This window comes from Arthrobacter sp. ISL-48 (assembly GCF_018613805.1).
In the GTDB taxonomy this organism is placed as follows: Bacteria; Actinomycetota; Actinomycetes; order Actinomycetales; family Micrococcaceae; genus Arthrobacter.
This window is the reverse complement of sequence record NZ_JAGGPL010000017.1, coordinates 1-17,838: the sequence shown is the minus strand read 5'-3', so window position 1 is coordinate 17,838 and position 17,838 is coordinate 1. Positions and strand designations below refer to the sequence as shown.

The 17,838-nt window shown below is 59.5% G+C and carries 15 protein-coding genes; 14 read left to right on the top strand and 1 reads right to left on the bottom strand.

The genetic code is table 11. From position 1 onward, the window contains the following. Positions 1–258: 258 nt before the first annotated feature. The 11 genes from J7E83_RS14965 to J7E83_RS14915 all read left to right on the top strand — a co-directional run bounded on the left by J7E83_RS14965 (position 259) and on the right by J7E83_RS14915 (position 11,919). Positions 259–1,041 carry a TetR/AcrR family transcriptional regulator gene (locus J7E83_RS14965; protein WP_214963593.1) on the top strand — a complete coding sequence of 261 codons (783 nt, stop codon included), beginning with the start codon at positions 259–261 and terminating at the stop codon, positions 1,039–1,041. Continuing rightward, entirely contained in the window at positions 1,034–2,104 is a 1,071-nt protein-coding gene (locus tag J7E83_RS14960; protein ID WP_214963590.1) for an acyl-CoA dehydrogenase family protein, read from the top strand. Before J7E83_RS14965 ends, J7E83_RS14960 begins: the two co-directional genes overlap by 8 nt. After that, positions 2,101–3,246: an acyl-CoA dehydrogenase family protein gene (locus J7E83_RS14955; protein WP_214963588.1), complete on the top strand. Its 1,146-nt coding sequence runs from the start codon at positions 2,101–2,103 to the stop codon at positions 3,244–3,246. Before J7E83_RS14960 ends, J7E83_RS14955 begins: the two co-directional genes overlap by 4 nt. Before the next feature lie 180 nt (positions 3,247–3,426). Next, positions 3,427–4,224, top strand: coding sequence for an enoyl-CoA hydratase/isomerase family protein (locus tag J7E83_RS14950; RefSeq protein WP_214963585.1), 798 nt, complete (start codon positions 3,427–3,429; stop codon positions 4,222–4,224). Positions 4,225–4,287: 63 nt separating this feature from the next. Next, positions 4,288–5,490 carry a CaiB/BaiF CoA-transferase family protein gene (locus J7E83_RS14945; protein WP_214963581.1) on the top strand — a complete coding sequence of 401 codons (1,203 nt, stop codon included), beginning with the start codon at positions 4,288–4,290 and terminating at the stop codon, positions 5,488–5,490. 170 nt (positions 5,491–5,660) lie between these two features. Further along, positions 5,661–6,386, top strand: coding sequence for a nitroreductase (locus J7E83_RS14940; protein ID WP_214963578.1), 726 nt, complete (start codon positions 5,661–5,663; stop codon positions 6,384–6,386). A 120-nt stretch (positions 6,387–6,506) separates the two neighbouring features. Beyond that, positions 6,507–7,682: a thiolase family protein gene (locus J7E83_RS14935; protein WP_214963654.1), complete on the top strand. Its 1,176-nt coding sequence runs from the start codon at positions 6,507–6,509 to the stop codon at positions 7,680–7,682. Next, the gene (locus J7E83_RS14930) at positions 7,682–8,434 is read left to right on the top strand and encodes an enoyl-CoA hydratase/isomerase family protein (RefSeq protein WP_214963575.1); all 753 of its coding nucleotides are present in this window, start codon (positions 7,682–7,684) and stop codon (positions 8,432–8,434) included. The genes J7E83_RS14935 and J7E83_RS14930 overlap by 1 nt, the downstream gene beginning before the upstream one ends. Positions 8,435–8,593: 159 nt before the next feature. Then, entirely contained in the window at positions 8,594–9,367 is a 774-nt protein-coding gene (locus J7E83_RS14925; RefSeq protein WP_214963571.1) for an electron transfer flavoprotein subunit beta/FixA family protein, read from the top strand. Positions 9,368–9,419: 52 nt separating this feature from the next. Continuing rightward, entirely contained in the window at positions 9,420–10,409 is a 990-nt protein-coding gene (locus tag J7E83_RS14920; protein ID WP_214963568.1) for an electron transfer flavoprotein subunit alpha/FixB family protein, read from the top strand. Positions 10,410–10,512: 103 nt separating this feature from the next. Continuing rightward, positions 10,513–11,919: a cytochrome b/b6 domain-containing protein gene (locus tag J7E83_RS14915; protein WP_251043912.1), complete on the top strand. Its 1,407-nt coding sequence runs from the start codon at positions 10,513–10,515 to the stop codon at positions 11,917–11,919. Between the two features lie 147 nt (positions 11,920–12,066). Here J7E83_RS14915 and J7E83_RS14910 read toward each other — a convergent pair whose 3' ends face one another. Further along, on the bottom strand, positions 12,067–13,050 hold the full coding sequence (locus tag J7E83_RS14910) for an acyl-CoA thioesterase domain-containing protein (protein WP_214963565.1): 984 nt from the start codon (positions 13,048–13,050) through the stop codon (positions 12,067–12,069). A 955-nt stretch (positions 13,051–14,005) separates the two neighbouring features. On the opposite strand from J7E83_RS14910, the gene J7E83_RS14905 reads away from it, so the two are divergent. The 3 genes from J7E83_RS14905 (at position 14,006) to J7E83_RS14895 (ending at position 17,567) form a co-directional block, all read left to right on the top strand. Next, positions 14,006–14,974: a citryl-CoA lyase gene (locus J7E83_RS14905; RefSeq protein ID WP_214963562.1), complete on the top strand. Its 969-nt coding sequence runs from the start codon at positions 14,006–14,008 to the stop codon at positions 14,972–14,974. Between the two features lie 271 nt (positions 14,975–15,245). After that, a complete protein-coding gene (locus J7E83_RS14900) occupies positions 15,246–16,133 on the top strand; it encodes an SDR family oxidoreductase (RefSeq protein ID WP_214963559.1) in 888 nt (295 codons plus the stop codon). 255 nt (positions 16,134–16,388) lie between these two features. Beyond that, positions 16,389–17,567, top strand: a complete 1,179-nt coding sequence (locus tag J7E83_RS14895) for a thiolase family protein (protein WP_214963556.1) — start codon at positions 16,389–16,391, stop codon at positions 17,565–17,567. Positions 17,568–17,838: the final 271 nt, after the last annotated feature.

The window sequence follows — 17,838 nt, the reverse complement described above, 5'->3', positions numbered from 1 at the left end:
GCCTGTGAATCGCCGTCGGGCTCATTATTACCTTGAGTTGATCCGCGTGGCCTGCAGACAATGGGTCGTCGGCGGTGGCTACGCCCTTGTGGGCCCCGCTGCCAGTTCCACAATGTCCATCCCATCGGGTGCGCTGCTGTCGTGCCCGCATACTGGCAGCGAGCTGCTAGATTCACCTTTGATTGATAATCGACAAACAAGTTCTTGATTGCTGACCAGTAAGTTGTTAGGCTACGAGAGCGTTCAAAGGAGTAAGACGTGGACAAAGGGCAAGCAGTCGAAGAAGCAACGGGATGGCCTTCACCCATTTGGGCTGTTCAAGAAGCGACCGAAATGCAGCGGCAGACTGTCCGGGTGAGTAAGCAGGTAGCAAGCAGGGAAGCCCAGACGTCGGCGCCGCAGCGACGCACTCAGCAAGAGCGACGTGAGGAAGCCGAGACGAGACTTCTTGCGGCTGCGCGGACACTGCTTTCGCGCAAAGGTTGGGTGGGAATGACCCTTGCGGAGGTCGGCCTCACGGCTGGTTACAGCCGGGGTCAGGCTGCTCATCACTTCGGCAGCAAGGGCGCGCTGTTACGTGCCCTAACCCTGCACATCAATCGATCGTTCGCCCAGGAAATGCAAGCTGCGCCAACGCCCCCTGCCGGTCTGCAGGCGGTTCTCGGCTATGTCCGCGTATACCTGGGGCGTAGCGATCCGAAGTGGACAAACACGCGAACCCTCCTATTGCTGCTGGCGGAGTCGTTGCTTGAAAACTCGGAGACCGCCGAAGTAGTAGCTGTGTATAACCGTGAAATGTTTGCGTGGCTGGAGGACAACCTGCGCATAGGAATTGAGCAGGGCGAGGTGCGCCGCGATATCAACCCAGCGCTCGGGGCTGAGTTCGTTGTGGGTGCCCTCCGTGGCCTTGCGTCGCAACGGCTTATACAAGGCTCGGCTGCAGACATACGTGGAATCAAGGATCAGGTAGTGCAATTGGTCGAATATACATTCGCGGCTCCCACCGAACGCGAAAAGAAGGAAGGAGCAAACGATGGATGATGAAACTCGAGAGATGCTCCACCAAACGGCGGAGAGCATTTTCGCCGATGGACCCCCTGACCTTTGGGAGGTTCTCCGGAGCGTAGGAATTGATAAGGCTTTGGTGCCTGAGAGTAAGGGCGGCGTCGGAGTGAGCTGGGCGATTGCCTGCGAGCTCCTGGGGATCGCTGGCAAGCATGCAGCCGCCGTGCCGTTGGCCGAAGCCATGATTGGGCATTGGCTCCTGGACCTTGCGGGCATTGAAGACGCAGAGCTGCCGACAATTGCGTTTTCTGCGCCTTTGGAACCGGTTCGACTCAGTCGATCTGGCGACGAGTGGCATGTCGACGGGGCTCTCGTGCGTGTGCCTTGGGGCAGCGCCTGCACGCACGTCGCGTTCATCAGTGAGGGCCCGGCTCCACAGCTGATCGTGGTATCCCGCCGTGCGTCCGGCGTCTCAGTTACGCCGGGCCAGAACCTCGCGGGGGAGCCGCGGGATGACATGACCCTCGAAGGCGTCGCCCCACTTGCCGTGGTGCCCGCACCGTTTGAGTCCAATTCGGTGCTGGCGATCGCTGCAGTCATGCGCAGTGCTCAGATGGCGGGTGCCATCGAACGCGCTTTGGACCTGACCGTGGATTACGCCAATATGCGGGTCCAATTCGGCAGGCCGATTGGCAAGTTTCAGGCGGTTCAGCAGAGCATTGCCGTACTTGCCACGCAGGCAGCAGCCGCGCGGGCAGCAACCGAAGCCGGCAGCGAGGCGATTGATGTCTGGATCGTTGGCGAGGACGAGTCACTCATGCGCAGCGTTGCAGTGGCCAGTGCAAAGATCCGCACTGGGGAATCCGCCGGAGAAGCCGCTGCGATCTCACACCAGGTATTCGGGGCTATTGGCTTCACTGAGGAACACGAATTGCACCGCTTCACGAAACGGCTTTGGTCCTGGCGGGACGAATACGGCAGTGAAGCGTTCTGGGCTGACGTAATCGGGGAAAGCATTCTGGGCAATGAATCGGAGAAGACCCTCTGGCGCACGCTTGCGCCGACGAGGAGCAGCCTCGACATAGGAGCGACGCGATGAGCAACCTGTCCTTTCCGCGACCGCGGCAGTCGGAGGTCGGTGAGCGTCTGCGAACAGAAGTACGCGAGTTCCTCGACGACTTTGATTGGCGGGGTGATCCACATGCAGCCAGCGCTTTTGGTGGCTTCGACCCTGAATTCAGCGAGGCGCTCGGTGCGCGCGGTTGGATCGGGATGGGCTTTCCCAAGAGCTATGGCGGTGGAGGCTACGGCCTCGTCGAACGCTATGCGGTTCTGGAGGAGCTACTCGCGGCCCGGGCTCCGATCAGCGCGCACTCTGTAGCCGACCGCCAGAGCGGCCAACTGCTTTTGCGCTTTGGCAGCGAGCGGCAGCGTGAGGAAATCCTGCCGGGCATCGCCGCCGGCAAGTCTTACTTCTGCATCGGAATGAGCGAGCCCGACTCCGGATCGGACCTGGCTTCTGTTCGCACCCGCGCCACGAAGGTGGACGGAGGCTGGCTCGTAAATGGGGCGAAAATTTGGACCACGAATGCGCACCGCAGCCACTATATGATCTTGCTCTGCCGCACCTCGCCGTCAAGCCAGGAACGCCACGCTGGGTTGAGCCAATTCCTGGTCGACATGAAGACGCCCGGAATTGTGTGTAGGCCGATCGTTAACATTGCTGGAGTTGAGGACTTCAACGAGGTGCATCTGCAGGACGCTTTTCTCCCCGACGAGGCGCTCATCGGCGTCGAGGGTGATGGATGGAAACAGGTAACGAGTGAGCTGGCGTTCGAACGCAGCGGTCCGGAGCGCTTCCTGTCGCATCTGAGTGTCTTGGAAGAATTCGTCCGCGTCCTGAAGAGTCAACCGTCTGCTGTGGGCACTAGAGCACTCGGACGCCTGGTGGCCCACCTCGTCACGCTGCGGCGGATGTCGCGCAGTGTGGCGACGATGATCGCTGATGGTCAGGATGCCGCACTGCACGCCGCGTTGGTTAAAGACCTGGGCACCTGCTTCGAGCAAGAGATTCCGGAGATCCTGCGGCTCGCGCTGCAAGCCGAGCCAGATCCGCACGCCGCTGACTCGTACCGGGCGGCTTTGGCATATGTGGTCTTGAACGCGCCCTCCTGCACGATCCGCGGCGGTACCAAAGAGGTGCTGCGCAGCATCGTTGCGAAGGGGTTGGGACTTCGATGAGGGGCGCTTTGCGACGGTACAGGGACTGTCCAGGCGTCGCGGTTCCTTCGCTGTCCTCAACCGAAAAGTAGGGTCGACGTCAACAACTTGATGTCCGAAAGATTCAGCGTACCCAACGGGCTCGCGCCGATGGAGTGCCCGGGCAAGAAAACAAAGTAGTTAAAATAGAAGGGCAAAAGAATGTCAATAGAGCTGTCAACGGAGACGGACGAACTTCAACTGCATCAGAGCGAGCACGTTCTGTGGCTCAGGCTAAACCGGCCGCAGGCGTTGAATGCGCTCACCGCGTCGATGGTGGATGATCTGACCCGGATCATACTGGACGCTGAGGAAGATCCAGAGGTGCGGGTCATTGTCCTCACTGGTACGGGTAGGGCTTTCTGCGCGGGGGCGGATCTCAAGGACAGCGCAAAGCGTAGTCCCGAGAGCGGCGCTCGATTTGTAAAGAGAATCGGTGAACTCACGAATCTGATCGAGGCGTGCACTAAACCCGTGATCGCGGCGGTTAACGGTATTGCTATCGCTGGTGGTCTGGAATTGGTGTTGGCGTGCGATGTTGTTGTCGCGGCGGAGTCCGCGGTCCTCGGGGACGCCCATTCGAATTACGCGATGTTCCCTGGGGCGGGAGCAACGGTTCGTTTGCCGCGGAAGATCGGCCTCAATAACGCTAAATATTTGATGTTCACGGGCGATATGCCGGCGGCCAGCGAGTGGCTGGCGATGGGCCTGGTGAGCCAAGTGATCCCAGACGAGAGCCTCAATGACGAGGTTTCGGCGTTGGCCACAAAGCTTGCCGGTAAGAGCCCCTTGGGGTTGGCAAAAATGAAGCAGGCCCTGAATGACTCTCTGGATCAGCCAGCGCACATCGGACTGCGTTACGAACGGGCGTTGGTAAACCTCTATAGCCACTCTGCTGACCGTGTTGAGGGGTTGGCGGCCTTCCGGGAAAAACGAACCCCGCATTTCCAGGGGAAATAGCCGGTGGTACGTCCCGGGCCGTGCCCTATCACCTGCGAATTGATGATTTGAGGAATGAGATCTATGGAACTGAATGACAAAGGGCCGTTGTCAGGCATACGAGTGATCGATGTAGGCACCATGGTCGCCGGTCCTGTCGCTGCGACTCTGATGGCCGACTTCGGCGCTGAGGTGATCAAGGTCGAGCAACCCGGCAAAGGGGACACTTTGCGTCATATCGGCCCGAGCTTGGGCGATGGTGAGAGCTTGTGGTGGAACGTCGAGGGACGCAACAAGAAATCGATCACTCTCGATTTACGTCAACCCGAGGGCCAGCGGATCCTCAAAGAGTTAGTGAAGAGCGCAGATGTCCTGGTGGAGAATTTTCGTCCGGGAACTTTGGAGCGATGGAACCTTGCCTGGAGAGATTTAGAGAAGGTGAACCCCGGACTGGTGATGCTCAGCGTCTCCGGGTACGGACAAACGGGCCCCTACGCACCCCGGGCGGGATATGACCGGATGGGCCTCGCCCTGGGCGGGGTGCTAAATGCTACGGGATACCCCGACCGGGCTCCAGTGAAGGTCGGTGTTGCTATTGCTGACTATCAGACAGCAGTACTTGCTGCTTTCGGGACGATGGTGGCCCTCTACAACAGAGACGTCAGCGGCGGACAAGGTCAGCAGATAGACCTTTCGCTGTTTGAAACGGTCTTCCGGTTCACGGACGTGATGGTGACTGCCTACGATAAGTTCGGCCACACGCGGGAACGCACGGGGAACCTGCATTTCGCGGCCGCACCTGGGGACCACTTCGAAACAATCGATGGGCGCCATATCGTCCTGACGGTATCCTCGGACCGTATGTTCCGCCGACTATGCGAAGCAATACCGGAACTGATCGGTGATGAGCGGTTCGTTACGCACGCGAACCGCATCTCCAACATCGAGGAGATAAATCAACTCGTGGGGGCTTGGATCAAGTCTCTGCCGGTTCCGGAACTGTGCCGAATTCTCGATGATAAGGGCCTAGCTTACTCTCTCATTTACTCTATCGAGGATATCGTGGCCGATCCCCAGTACAAGTCACGGGGCACCATCGCCACCGTCGAGAATCCAAGGCTCGGTCCCCTGAAAATGCCCGCACCGCAGCCTAGGTTCAGTCGGACGCCGGCGCCTGTGATGCGGCCAGCGCCCGAGCTGGGATTCCACACAGACGAGGTCCTGGGCGAACTATTAGGCCTCTCGGTCGAGCAGATCGCAGGACTGCGCAAGGCAGGCACCATCTAAGTTCCGAAACGGCGCTTAGATGAAGAATGTGGGAAAAGACTACAACTGAAGTGGCAGATCGGGCCGGCTTCCGGAGCGGTACCGGCCCGTCTCGCCAGCTTCCACCTGAACGCCCATAAGGGCGTTCAGGAAGAGTTACCGAAAATCTAGACGGTGCTAGGAGATTTGCGTTGATATCATCACGCGTCACGGCCGAGGTACAGGACCCAGCAAGCGTTGAGGCCGCCATCGAGAGCCGCTTTTCGTGCCGGGCGTTCCTTCCGGACAAGGCCGTTGGCCGAAGCGACATCCAGGAAATACTCCGGGTAGCTAGTCAAGCCGCATCCGGCACGAATACGCAGCCGTGGAAGGTGTACGTGCTGCAGGGCAATCAACGGGACAACCTCGTGGAACAGGTGTGCGCTGTGGACGACGCCGTCTACGCTGACCCCGGCCTCGCAGCAAAACACCGCGAAAAGGTCGACTACTACCCGGCAGAGTGGGTCTCACCGTATATTGACCGGCGGCGTCAGAACGGATGGAGCTTGTATGACCTTCTTGGCATCGGCAGGGGAGAGAAAGACAAGATGCACGCGCAGCTACAGCGCAACTACCGCTTCTTTGATGCCCCCGTGGGACTGATTTTCACGGTCGACAGGGTCATGGGGCGAGGATCACTCATCGATTACGGCATGTTCCTGCAGAACATCATGCTCATGGCCCGGACGCGGGGGTTGCACACTTGCCCTCAGGCGGCATGGAACTACTACGCGAAGACCATTATGCCGATCATAGGCGCTGGTGCGGACGAAACACTGGTTTGCGGTATGTCCCTTGGCTACGCAGACGAGTCAGCGCCCGTGAACACACTCGTTACGCCGCGGGAAACAGTGGACAGTTTCACGCAGTGGGTTTGAACTCGAAAGTTTTGTCCCTGCTCCTTCCGGGGAGAGTGACTTTTCCATCCTGGCAAGGTGCCCTTTGTCTTCACCGTCATAGTCACACCAGCAATTCATCTTAAGAGCAACGGAGAACGAATCGTGGAGAAAATCATCGTCCTGGACGGTGCCCGCACCCCCACCGGCAGCTTCGGCGGCATCTTCAAGGATGTCCCCGGCCACGTGCTGGGGGCGACGGCCAGCAAAGCAGCCTTGGAGCGGGCCCATGTTACCGGCGACGACATCGAAGAAGTCGTTATGGGTTGCATCGGCCAGGTGGGGGCCGATGCGTACAATGCCCGGCGTGTCGCGGTGTCGGCAGGATTGCCGACACGGGTTCCGGCATTCAACGTCAACCGGCTCTGTGGCTCGGGCCTCCAGGCCATCTGGTCGGCAGCCATGGAAATGCAGTGGAACCAGCTTGACTTTGCCTTGGCTGGTGGAAACGAGTCCATGACTAGGATGCCGTACTACGACTTCAGCGCGCGTCAGGGCTACCGTCTTGGCGACCGTTCCCTTAGCGACGGCACTCTCATGATGCTCACAGACCCCTTGCATGGCATTCACATGGGAGTCACCGCCGAGAACGTAGCCAGCAAATACAATGTTTCACGCCAGGAACAGGACGAGTTCGCTGTCGAATCTCAGCGCCGCGCCGCTGCGCCTGCGGCTCAGGCCGCATTTGCGGAGGAAATAACGCCAGTCACTGTCGCAGGTCGAAAGCCCTTCACAGCCGAGAAGGACGAGCACCCCAAGCCGGAGACAAGCATGGAGACCCTGGCGGGATTGCGTCCAGCCTTTACCGCTGGGGGAACCGTCACGGCAGGTAATGCATCCGGTATCAACGACGGCGCCGCGGCCCTCGTTCTGGCTCGTGAGTCAGCGGCCGCCGAGCGTGGCCTGAAGGGTTTGGTTAGTCTCGAGGCCGTGGCCACGGCCGCCATGGATCCAGAACTCATGGGGTACGCACCCACACTGGCTCTGAGGTCCTTGTTCGAGAAGACCGGCACCACCCCGAAGGATATCGGCTCGATTGAACTGAACGAGGCTTTCGCCTCACAGGCTGTCGCTGTCATCCGGGACGCCGACCTCGATCCGGCCCAGGTCAATCCCTACGGAGGAGCCATTGCCCTGGGGCATCCAGTCGGTGCCACCGGCGCCATCCTTACGCTACGTCTTGCCAAAGACATGGCACGCCGGGACCTGGAACTGGGAATCGTCACCATGTGCATCGGCGGAGGACAGGCACTAGCAGCACTCTTCCGGAGGATCTGATGCCAAAGCCAGTAACTCTGACTATTGCCGGTGGCGTCGGACACCTGCAGCTCAATCGCCCGGAGGCAGCCAACACAATAAATATGCCCTTAGCCATAGCGCTCGGAGAGGCGGTCAGCCGCTTGGCGGAGGACGACGCGGTCAAGGCGGTCTTGCTGACCGGTAACGGCAAGCGTTTCTGTGCCGGTGGAGACATTTCCGCGTTCGCGGAGTCCTCAGACCAAGGTCAATTCCTGACTGAGCTTGCGACCACAATTGATGGGGCTGTTCAGGCTCTGGAATCACTGCAGAAGCCTGTGGTGGCGGCCGTGCACGGGGCCGTTGCCGGTGGTGGGCTTGGCATCATGCTGGTCGCCGACGTTATCATCGCAGCGGAAGGTACAAGCTTTGTGTTTGCCTACCCTTCCATTGGCCTGACTCCAGACTGTGGCACCTCCGCCAGCTTGCCGCAGGCCATGGGGCTGCACCGCGCCTTGGCCTTTGCCCTATCCGGGCGGCCATTGAGCACCAGTCAGGCGCTCAGCCAGGGACTTGTTACAGAAGTCGTTATAGACCCAATTGCCCGCGCTCAAGAGGTGGTCGCCGCTTGGGTTGCCGGTGCGCCTGGTGCACTCGGCGATGTCCGCAAGCTGCTGCGTCAGAGCCGCGGCCTTTCGCGCGGGGAAGTGGGCACACGCGAGGCTGCGACCATCGGTGAGCGCATGGCCACCGAAGAGGCCCAATTCCTCATTCCGGCTTTCCTTAGCCGTTGACCTGACGCTGGCGGCCGTTTATCCTCCGCGCCCCTTGGCGACTCGATACAAACCGCCTTTGGATCTAAGAAAATAGTTGTCGAACAACTAGTTTTTTTCGCTAACTCCCCGTAAATTGGATTACGAAAGCGGCAGCAATAGCCCCGAGGAAGGTTCTCCATGAAGATCGTTGTGTTGACCAAGCAGGTTCCGGATACGTGGTCTGATCGTAAGATCGACCTTGAATCCGGAATGCTGGACCGCGGTGCGTCAGAGCCCGTGCCGGACGAGATCAATGAACGGGCTCTGGAGAACGCCCTTCAGCTAAAGGATTCGCGCAAAGATACCGAAATTGTGGTGGTTGCAATGGGGCCGGAGGACGCGGGTAAGAGCCTCCGGAAGCTGTTGTCGATGGGCGCGGATTCCGCCGTTTTGGTCTCGGACGAGTCCCTGGCGGGTTCCGACATGGTGCAGACAGCGAGAGTGCTGGCTGCCGCCCTCGGAAAGCTCGGAGGGGTGGATCTGGTCCTCGCCGGCAACGCGGCCACGGACGGTCGGGGCGGAATGGTCCCAGCAATGGTTGCCGAGATCCTGGCGTGGCCTGTACTTCCGGGTCTGGACGAGGTCGTGATCGACGCGGATGCCGTGTCGGGTTGGGCCCAGGTGGACGGCGGCGCTTTTCGCTTGTCATCGAGTTTGCCAGCAGTGGTATCGGTCACGGAGAAGTCCGCGGATGCCCGCTTTCCGAACTTCAAGGGGATCATGGCGGCGAAGAAGAAGCCTTTAACCACTTGGTCACTTGTTGATCTGGGAATCGCAGCAACTCCGGAAGTCGCATCGGTGATGGTCTCGGCGTCGGCCCGCCCTGCCAAGCAGGCCGGACCGAAGGTTGTCGACGACGGCACCGCGGCAGCGCAGCTAGCCGAGTTCCTGGCGGCGAACCGCCTCATCTGAACGTGAGCGACCCCCTTTTGATACAGAAGTCATACAGCTGAAGGAAAACACCATGGCATACACCGGAAACGTTCTGGTCCTGATCGAGACAACCCGCGAGGGATCGCCGAAGTCCACTGCCGCTGGCCTGCTCAGGCTGGCAGCCGACCTCGGCACGCCCGTAGCGGTGGCGGTTACTGCCTCAGGGCGGTCCGGGGACTTAGCCGCTGATTTGGGGACCTTGGGCGCGACCCATGTGTACCTAGCCGAATCGGAGAACGCGGCCACCGAACTGGGGTCCGCGCAGGTCGGTGCCATGGCAGACGCGGTACATAAGTACGGGGCTGGCTTGGTGTTGATACCGGCGACCAACGATTCCAACGCTGTGGCAGGCAGGCTCGCAATTGTGGCCGGCGGTTCCGTAGCCGCTGACGCGGTCGCGGTTCGCTTCGACGAGGAGAGCCAGGAAATCATTGCTTCCCATTCAGTGTTCTGCGGCGACTTCACAACCGAGTCGACCGTGGAAGGTGGCTTGATGGTAATTACTATGCGTCCGGGCTCCATTGAGGGCGGGGCCGTGGCCGTCGCATCTCCCGTAATCACGATCGCGCAGATAGCAACCAAGACGGCCACCGGAGCCACGATCGATGAGGTCACCGAGGCCGCGGGGAAACCAGGCAGACCAGTGTTGAGAGGGGCGAAGAGCGTTGTCTCTGGCGGACGCGGCGTTGGTTCGAAGGAGGCGTTTAGCGTGGTGGAGGAACTTGCCGACGTGCTAGGTGCCGCGGTGGGTGCCTCGCGTGCCGCCGTTGATGCCGGGTACGTGCCGCAGTCCTACCAGGTGGGTCAAACTGGCGTAACCGTAACCCCTCAACTTTATGTGGCGCTGGGAATCTCTGGGGCGATCCAGCACCGGGCAGGGATGCAAACTTCCAAAACGATCGTTGCTATCAACAAGGACGAGGATGCTCCGATCTTCGACGTCGCCGATTTCGGCATCGTCGGGGACGTGTTCACTGTGGTCCCACAGCTGATCGAAGAGATCAACAACCGACGCAGCTGACCAGTACCGGCAGTTGCCCACCCAGGACCATAAATTGTGGTCCGACGGAGGCCTTCCATGCTTCTGAACCCGAAATTGATACCCAGCTAGAGGACCGAAATCTATGACTAGCGAGCCAAACCCCAGCCAGCCCCCGAAACGGCGCCGCATGGCGGGATACACGCCGCTAGCCCCTGAGCGAGCAGACGCCGAGCCCGTGCCTGCGGAGCGTTTAGAGACGCATTTGCAGCAACAACAGCGGGGCGATTCGCTGGTTGCAGAGACGGCCATGACGTCGCCAAAGACCCGCGATGACGTCACGGCGTTGATCGACAAAAAGCAGCTTCAGGGAATGGACTTGCCATCGGAGCGGGCTGCACAGGAAAACGAGCAATCGAAGTCCGCTGCTGATGATACTCCTGCACGCAAGCGCCGGATGGGCGCTCCCCCCCATACGGCCGGAGGGGAGGGGGTCGCGCGGCCATCGACTGATTCCGCGGTACGGGGCGGTTCTGGTGCCGCCCAGACGAGTTTGTTCCCACCGGCGGCCAAAGCGACCTCTTCGACTCGTCTCCTCGACACGAAGGGAGCCGCCCGGGGCGGCCCCGTCAGTAAGGGGAACGTGGCTGGCCCGGGATGGCGGAAGCCCGCCGTCGTTACCGCCGTATTGATAATTCTGGGACTACTGGTGGTGTTCGGCGCGCGCTGGCTACGCACCCTTGAGGGTGTGCAGCAGTTCGTCATGTCTTACAGCGGGCACGCGTGGCAGCCGGAAGGCGCTCCGGTCGGAATCCCGGCATGGCTGGGCTGGCAACATTTTTTCAACATGTTCTTCATCGTGCTGATCATCCGCACCGGTCTCCAGGTGCGTACGGAGCGTAAGCCTCCTGGCTACTGGACGGCGAAGAAGAACTCGTTTTTCTCCCCGAAGGGCAATAGCCCAAAAAAAGTATCACTGTCCCAGTGGCTGCACCAGAGTTTGGACGTGCTCTGGGTAGCGAACGGGATGATCTTCGTCGCATTGCTACTTGTCAGCGGGCACTGGACCCGAATCGTACCGATGAGCTGGGATGTCTTCCCAAACATGCTCTCAGCGGCCGTTCAGTATGCCTCGCTTGACTGGCCTGCCGAAAACGGTTGGGTGCACTATAACGCCCTGCAGGTGATGGCATACTTCGTCACTGTGTTCGTCGCCGCCCCTTTGGCGGTCGTGAGCGGCGTCCGGATGTCCACCTGGTGGCCTGAGCGCGCTGAGCGTCTCACTAGGATCTACCCGGTGGATTGGGCCCGGGCATTGCACTTTCCGGTGATGCTCTATTTCGTTGCGTTTACGGTGGTGCATGTGTTCCTGGTGTTCTTCACCGGAGCTTTACAGAACCTAAACCACATGTATGGCTCACGGGACATGGTGGACTGGTGGGGCCTTGTTATCTTCCTGATCTCCCTGCTCGTCATCGCTGCGGCTTGGTTCCTGATCAAACCGCTGTTTACCAGGCCCATAGCAAGCCGTATGGGCAAGGTCACCAAATAGAAGAGGCGCCCGGGGCATGAAACATACCCAATAAGGTGTCGCTCCAAGGCCATCTCCATTCGTGGCCCGTTAATCACGGTGCCCTACTTGTAGAGCTCAACGAGATCCGGACGCTTAGTGGCCCGTCAGGCCGTGACCCCGGGCCGTTCAGCGGGCCGGACGGAAGATTGCGTGGGCCTGCGCGATTGGCTTGCTTTCGAAGGCCTTGTCAAGGTCCTCCCGCATGTCAGTGTCTGATGCACGTGATGTCGTGCTTCCTGGAGTCGTACGGCTGCTGAACAGTTCCAAATCCACGATGTACAGGGAACGGCCCGCATGTCGGATTCGTGCCCGCGTAGCAATTGGTCCAGTGGACGGACGAAGAAACACCATCCGCAAGGACTGGAGATCGAAATTCTCAGGCGTCGGAATGGCCGCCTTGGCAGCAAGTCCCGCCATCATGGTGATTGCCCCTCCGTGAACAGTCCCGTTGCGATTCATGAACTCATGGATCACCGGGAAATCAGGCCCCCTGAGGAAGCCCTCGTCATTCGCTGGCTTCTCGTCTGCAGCGCTCCACGCCTGACTGCGCATGCCTAGCAACGTGTCCAAAGAGACGTTGGACTCGGGCCCTAATGGTAACGCGCCCATACTGTGGAAGTGGTCGAGTGCCCCGGCTGGGGACGGCCCCACCGCTTGGAACCAGCCAACGGCGTGTACGTGTTCCGTTCCGTCCGGTCCACGTAGGGTGCCAAAAGACACGCCTCCCCTTTGATCAACGAAGCCGCTTCTGGTCCAGGCCTCCAGCACGACGCCGTCAATAGGTGGGGGCACCAGGAAGTTCAGTTGCAGCTCCGTCGTGACCATCCAAGTAAGCTCCGGGGCGGCAGCGCGGAGAGACGTAGCGAGAGTTTGGTCCAACAAGGAAGCGGCTGTCAATGCTGTGGGTCGCCCTTCGCGGTCCAGGCACCAGACTCCAGTGATCATCGATCCGGTGCATTCCGGTACTGTGCCGTCTGCGGCGCCGCGCAGTCTGGTTCGCATGAGCCGCTCGACGCGTCCCGAGGTGGGCACTCCGGAACCGTGGGATGCTGCAGGGTTAGGGGCGGCCCCTGGCGAGGACTTGTCGATGCCCGGCGTTGAAGGAGCCATACCACGAAGATATCGCAGTATCCGCCAAGGAAGAGTCCATTTTCCAGGTCAAGGTCGGACTTGGCGTTGAAAGGCGGGCATCAAGAGTCTGCAGGTGGAGAACAGTTGACACCTGGGCGAGTAGGCCGGCCGCCTACGTCGTTAACGCCACCCGGCAACTGTCGGAATCCAGCCTAACCATGGTGAAGATACCCTCAAGAGGAGCTATGCCGGGACGTGGCTGACGGCGTCGCTTCATAGATGGTAGTAGTCATCGGACAGGCAGCTTTCGAACGTGCCACCGACAATGCTCAACATGAGCTTCCCCATTTTGTGCGATTCTTGGAGTAGCCCCGTTTCATGGGCTTCTCAGTCAGGCCCGCCCGATAGCCTGCAGCTTTCATTTCCTATGGTTCCGACATTCGTTACGGGCGGGAGAAATTTACCGATTGGACGCTGATCCAATTCCACAGCTCGACCTTTGAGTCCTGTGGGAAGGACAAGCTGGGTCGGGTAGGTGTTGACATTCGCCGACTCAATGCGTGGGTCGTGCAGTTCCCGCGATCAGTATGTCTTTATTGGCGACCAGGTTCTTGTTGGGCGGAATGGCCCGGCCGAGGGTCCCGGGTGCCGCAGGCGAGCACCTCCGGCATGGAACCGTGGCGTTGGCAGATGCGCTGGCCTCATCCCGGTTCACGTACCGGATGTTCGGTGAATACCGCTCCTCCAGTGGTGGCCTCTATTGAGGCCCAATTTAGCTTGGTTGGTCCCGGCCTTGTAACTCCGTCCTGGGCCTGATGACACGCTCGCCGAACCAACCGTCCCGGATAGTGAAGCCCTGCACATCCCTCGAACACTTGATTGCTGATCAGTAAGTGATATTCTGCATTGAATAGCATCGTTCCCAACCCGGTCGGAACATGGTCGGAAGGGGCGGTAGGTCCACGAGGCGCGACTGGCTCCTTCTCGGAGCTTCATGAGTCCGCGTTTCAAGGACGGCGAAGGGGAATTGCAGCGCGGAACGGTGGAGTGTGGGCCGAGCAGGCGATATTCTTCCGCGTTGGCGACGGTGCGCAATATCGAAAAAGCGGTCGCGTCCGAGCATTCGTTACTTCAAGCTATTGGACTGCAGGAAAACTACAACAGAGGAAATCGAATGACTACACGGGATACCAACGCTTGGGAAACTGCCATAGGGGAGGTCGAGAAGGATGATGTGATTATTCGGGGGCACCGGCTGAGCCAGCTGATCGGGAATACTTCATATTCTGAGATGATGTACCTGGTCCTTACCGGGAATCGTGCAACACCTGGTCAGGCTCGAGTTCTTGATGCCCTACTTGTCTCGGTGATGGAACACGGAATATCGCCGTCGAGTACGGTCACCAGAATGCTCGCGTCGTACGGGGTTCCCCTTCAAGTGGGGATTGCAGCCGGAGTGACGACCTTCGGGGACATCCAGGGTGGCGCCGGTCAACAACTGGCATTGAAGTTGCAATCGGTTGTACATCAGATAGCCGAAGACGGTGAGGTCACCGACGAATCGCTGCAGCGAGCCGCCAAGGAGATTGTGGCTGACAGCAGGGCGCGGCGAGCCCCCCTTGAGGGGTTTGGTCATCCGCAACACGGTGCGGATCCGCGCTTTCCTATTCTGATGGGTATCGCCAAGGAGGAAGGGGTCTTCTCCCATCACTCGTCATTGCTGACTCACCTGGAATACGAGTTGAGCCAAGCGGTTGGGCGCAAGATTCCTGCGAACGTCGATGGCGCGATTGCAGCCCTCATTCTGGATCTCGGGTTCACCTGGGAGACGACGCGAATCTTCCTGGTGGCACCTCGGTCGGTCGGCCTTGCAGCCCACTACTTGGAGGAGGTGGCACAGGGAAACACGTGGCGCCACGTTCCTGCCGACCAGGTAAATTACACGGGCCCAAACCCATCGTAATGCGTAAATGATTCCGCGAAGATAATGTTTCGTTATTTGAATTGAAATTCCCCATGCAGGTCATTGGGGCGTGATAAACAGTGAATTTTGGTTACAACTTTGGGATGTACTTCGCAGCACCAACTTCCGACAAGTCAGCATTGATTTCCGTCGAGCTGGTTCAGCGATGACGCAATTGTGTTAACAGTTAGTCTTAACGCAGGTTAGCTTAAAGACCATCTCGCTTCAGAGTTGAGTGGTCAAGAACAATCGAACGAATTGGAGTCGGTTTATGGGTGTTCTGGATGGACGAGTTGCGATCGTGACGGGCGCCGGGCGAGGTCTCGGCCGCGAGCACGCCCTGCTGTTTGCGGTGGAAGGTGCGCGGGTAGTTGTAAATGACGTCGGGGGAGCAGGCGCGGACAATGGTCCGGCGCATGATGTGGTTGCTGAAATCATCTCTGCGGGCGGGGAAGCCGTGGCTAACACTGACAGCGTCAGTGACTGGCTCGGTGCGCAGCGGCTGGTCGAAACCGCAACACGCGAATTCGGCGACCTCCACGTGGTGGTGAACAACGCGGGCATCATGAGGGATCGGACGTTGATCAACATGACCGAGGAGGAGTTTGACTCGGTGGTGGACGTCAATCTTAAGGGCACTTTCGCTGTCAGCCGGCACGCGGCTGCGTATTGGCGTAACCAATCAAAATTGGGGTTGGACGCAGACAGGGCGATTATCAATACTTCCTCGGCCGCGGGGCTTCAGCCGGGGGCAGGTCAGACGAACTACGCCGCAGCGAAAGCTGGGATCGCTGCCATGACGCAGGTCGCGTCGAAGGAGCTAAAGAGGTACGGCGTACGGGTTAACTGTATTGCGCCAGCGGCGCGGACCCACTTGACTCTGTCCACTCCGGGGCTCAGTGAACGGGTGGCCGAGCCGGAATCCGACACGGATTTTGATAGCTGGCACCCGGGAAATATCTCGCCGCTGGTAGCGTTCCTGGCGGCCGAGCGCTGCGCCTTCTCCGGCCACATGTTCCGCGTGGTGGGTGATCTGATTGGAGTGTATGAAGGATGGCGGGTCGTAGATACATTCGAGAACGGTAGCCGCTGGAGTGTGCCGCAGATCGAGCAGGCACTTGTCGGCGTCGCAGCCGAGCCTCTCGTCCAGGATGCCTAAGCGAAACGCTTTCCTTGATCGTCGCACAGGGAAGCATGATGATCCTGGCCGCTGGCGAGGGTAAACACGCTTCATCGCCTGGCATCAGAACTGATGACTCGAGGGCGCCTTGGTGCAGCCCCTCGTATTGAGCAAATCTTGAAGACACTTGATTGCTGACCAGTAAGTGCTAGAGTGGGTCAAGGCTAATTGAGCAAAGGACCCGCACCGTAGCGGAGCCTTTTCGTTTTGTCGAGAGTGTGAATGGGAGTAACTATGACCGACCGCGTAGCGATCGCTGGAATTGGAATGACTTCTTTTGGGAAGTTTCTTGATCGATCGGTGAAGAGTCTTTCCGAGGAAGCTGTGAGAATAGCGCTGGAGGATGCCGGAATCGGTGCGGACAAAGTAGACCGTATCTACTTTGGCAACTCAGCGTCTGGAACCATCACTGGGCAGGAGATGATCCGGGGCCAAGCCGCGCTGAGGAATACCGGCCTCATGGGCAAGCCCATAATCAACGTGGAAAACGCTTGCGCTACCGGCAGCACAGCGTTCCATCTGGCGTGGCAGACGGTGGCAAGTGGCCAGGCGGATATCGTATTGGCAGTGGGAGCTGAAAAGCTGAGCCATGCAGATAAGACCGTCTCTATCGCAGCGTTCGGAGGGGCGGTAGACAAGGAAGAAGAACTGCCCTCGCACGTCGGCACAGGCAGCGGTTCGATCTTTATGGACATCTACGCGGAACGTACTCGCAGGTATATGGACGCCACGGGGACGACACCAGCCGATTTTGCGCGGATAACAGTCAAGAGTCGCCATGCTGCTTCGCTCAACCCCTTCGCTCAGTTTCGCAAAGAGACGACCGTCGAGGAAGTGCTGGCAAGCCGGATGATCAGCGAACCCTTGACGCTTCCTATGTGCTCTGCAATCGGCGATGGAGCAGCGGCGGTAATCCTCTGTTCCTCGCGTGTGGCATCCAAGTTGTCTCGATCCAGGCCAGTGTGGGTGGCCAGCTCAGCACTTGTTTCGGGCTCAGCGGATCCGTCGAAGCCAAACGCTTCGTCCCGGGCCGCTAAAGCGGCCTACGAGTCAGCTTCGATCGGGCCCGAAGAAGTCCATGTGGCAGAGGTTCACGATGCATCGGCCCCTGGCGAACTGATTAATTACGAAGTCATGCAGTTCTGTGCACCCGGGGATGCGGCGGAACTGTTGCGTAGTGGAGCAACGGACCTTGGCGGCAGAATCTCTGTAAACCCGAGCGGCGGTCTGCTCAGCAGAGGGCACCCGATTGGCGCTACAGGCACGGCTCAAATTTTTGAACTGGTTCAACAACTGCGCGGAGAAGCCGGTGCACGGCAACGGGAATCCGCAAAGGTCGCCGTAGCGCAGAACTCTGGTGGGCAGGTTGGTGGAGATTCTGCTGCAGCGGTGGTCTCAATCCTTGTAGCCTAGCTTCTCTGCCATCTGGACGAGTGCTCATGGCAGCTTGGGTTTACGGCCGGGGGGAGTAACGCGAATGTCATCACAAGGGGGGATGCGGACGCTGTCCGCATCCCCCCTTGTGGCTGCGCCTACACAGGGGTACGTAGCCGCTCTGCCGGCTAGACGATAGGGACTGCCCCGGCTTTTGTTGACTCGGGGTTTTAGGCCGCTGTGAGCGCGGTCCGGTTGATTGTTTCATATTCGATGGGCGTGAGTTTTCCCAGTCGCCGTTGCCGTCGCC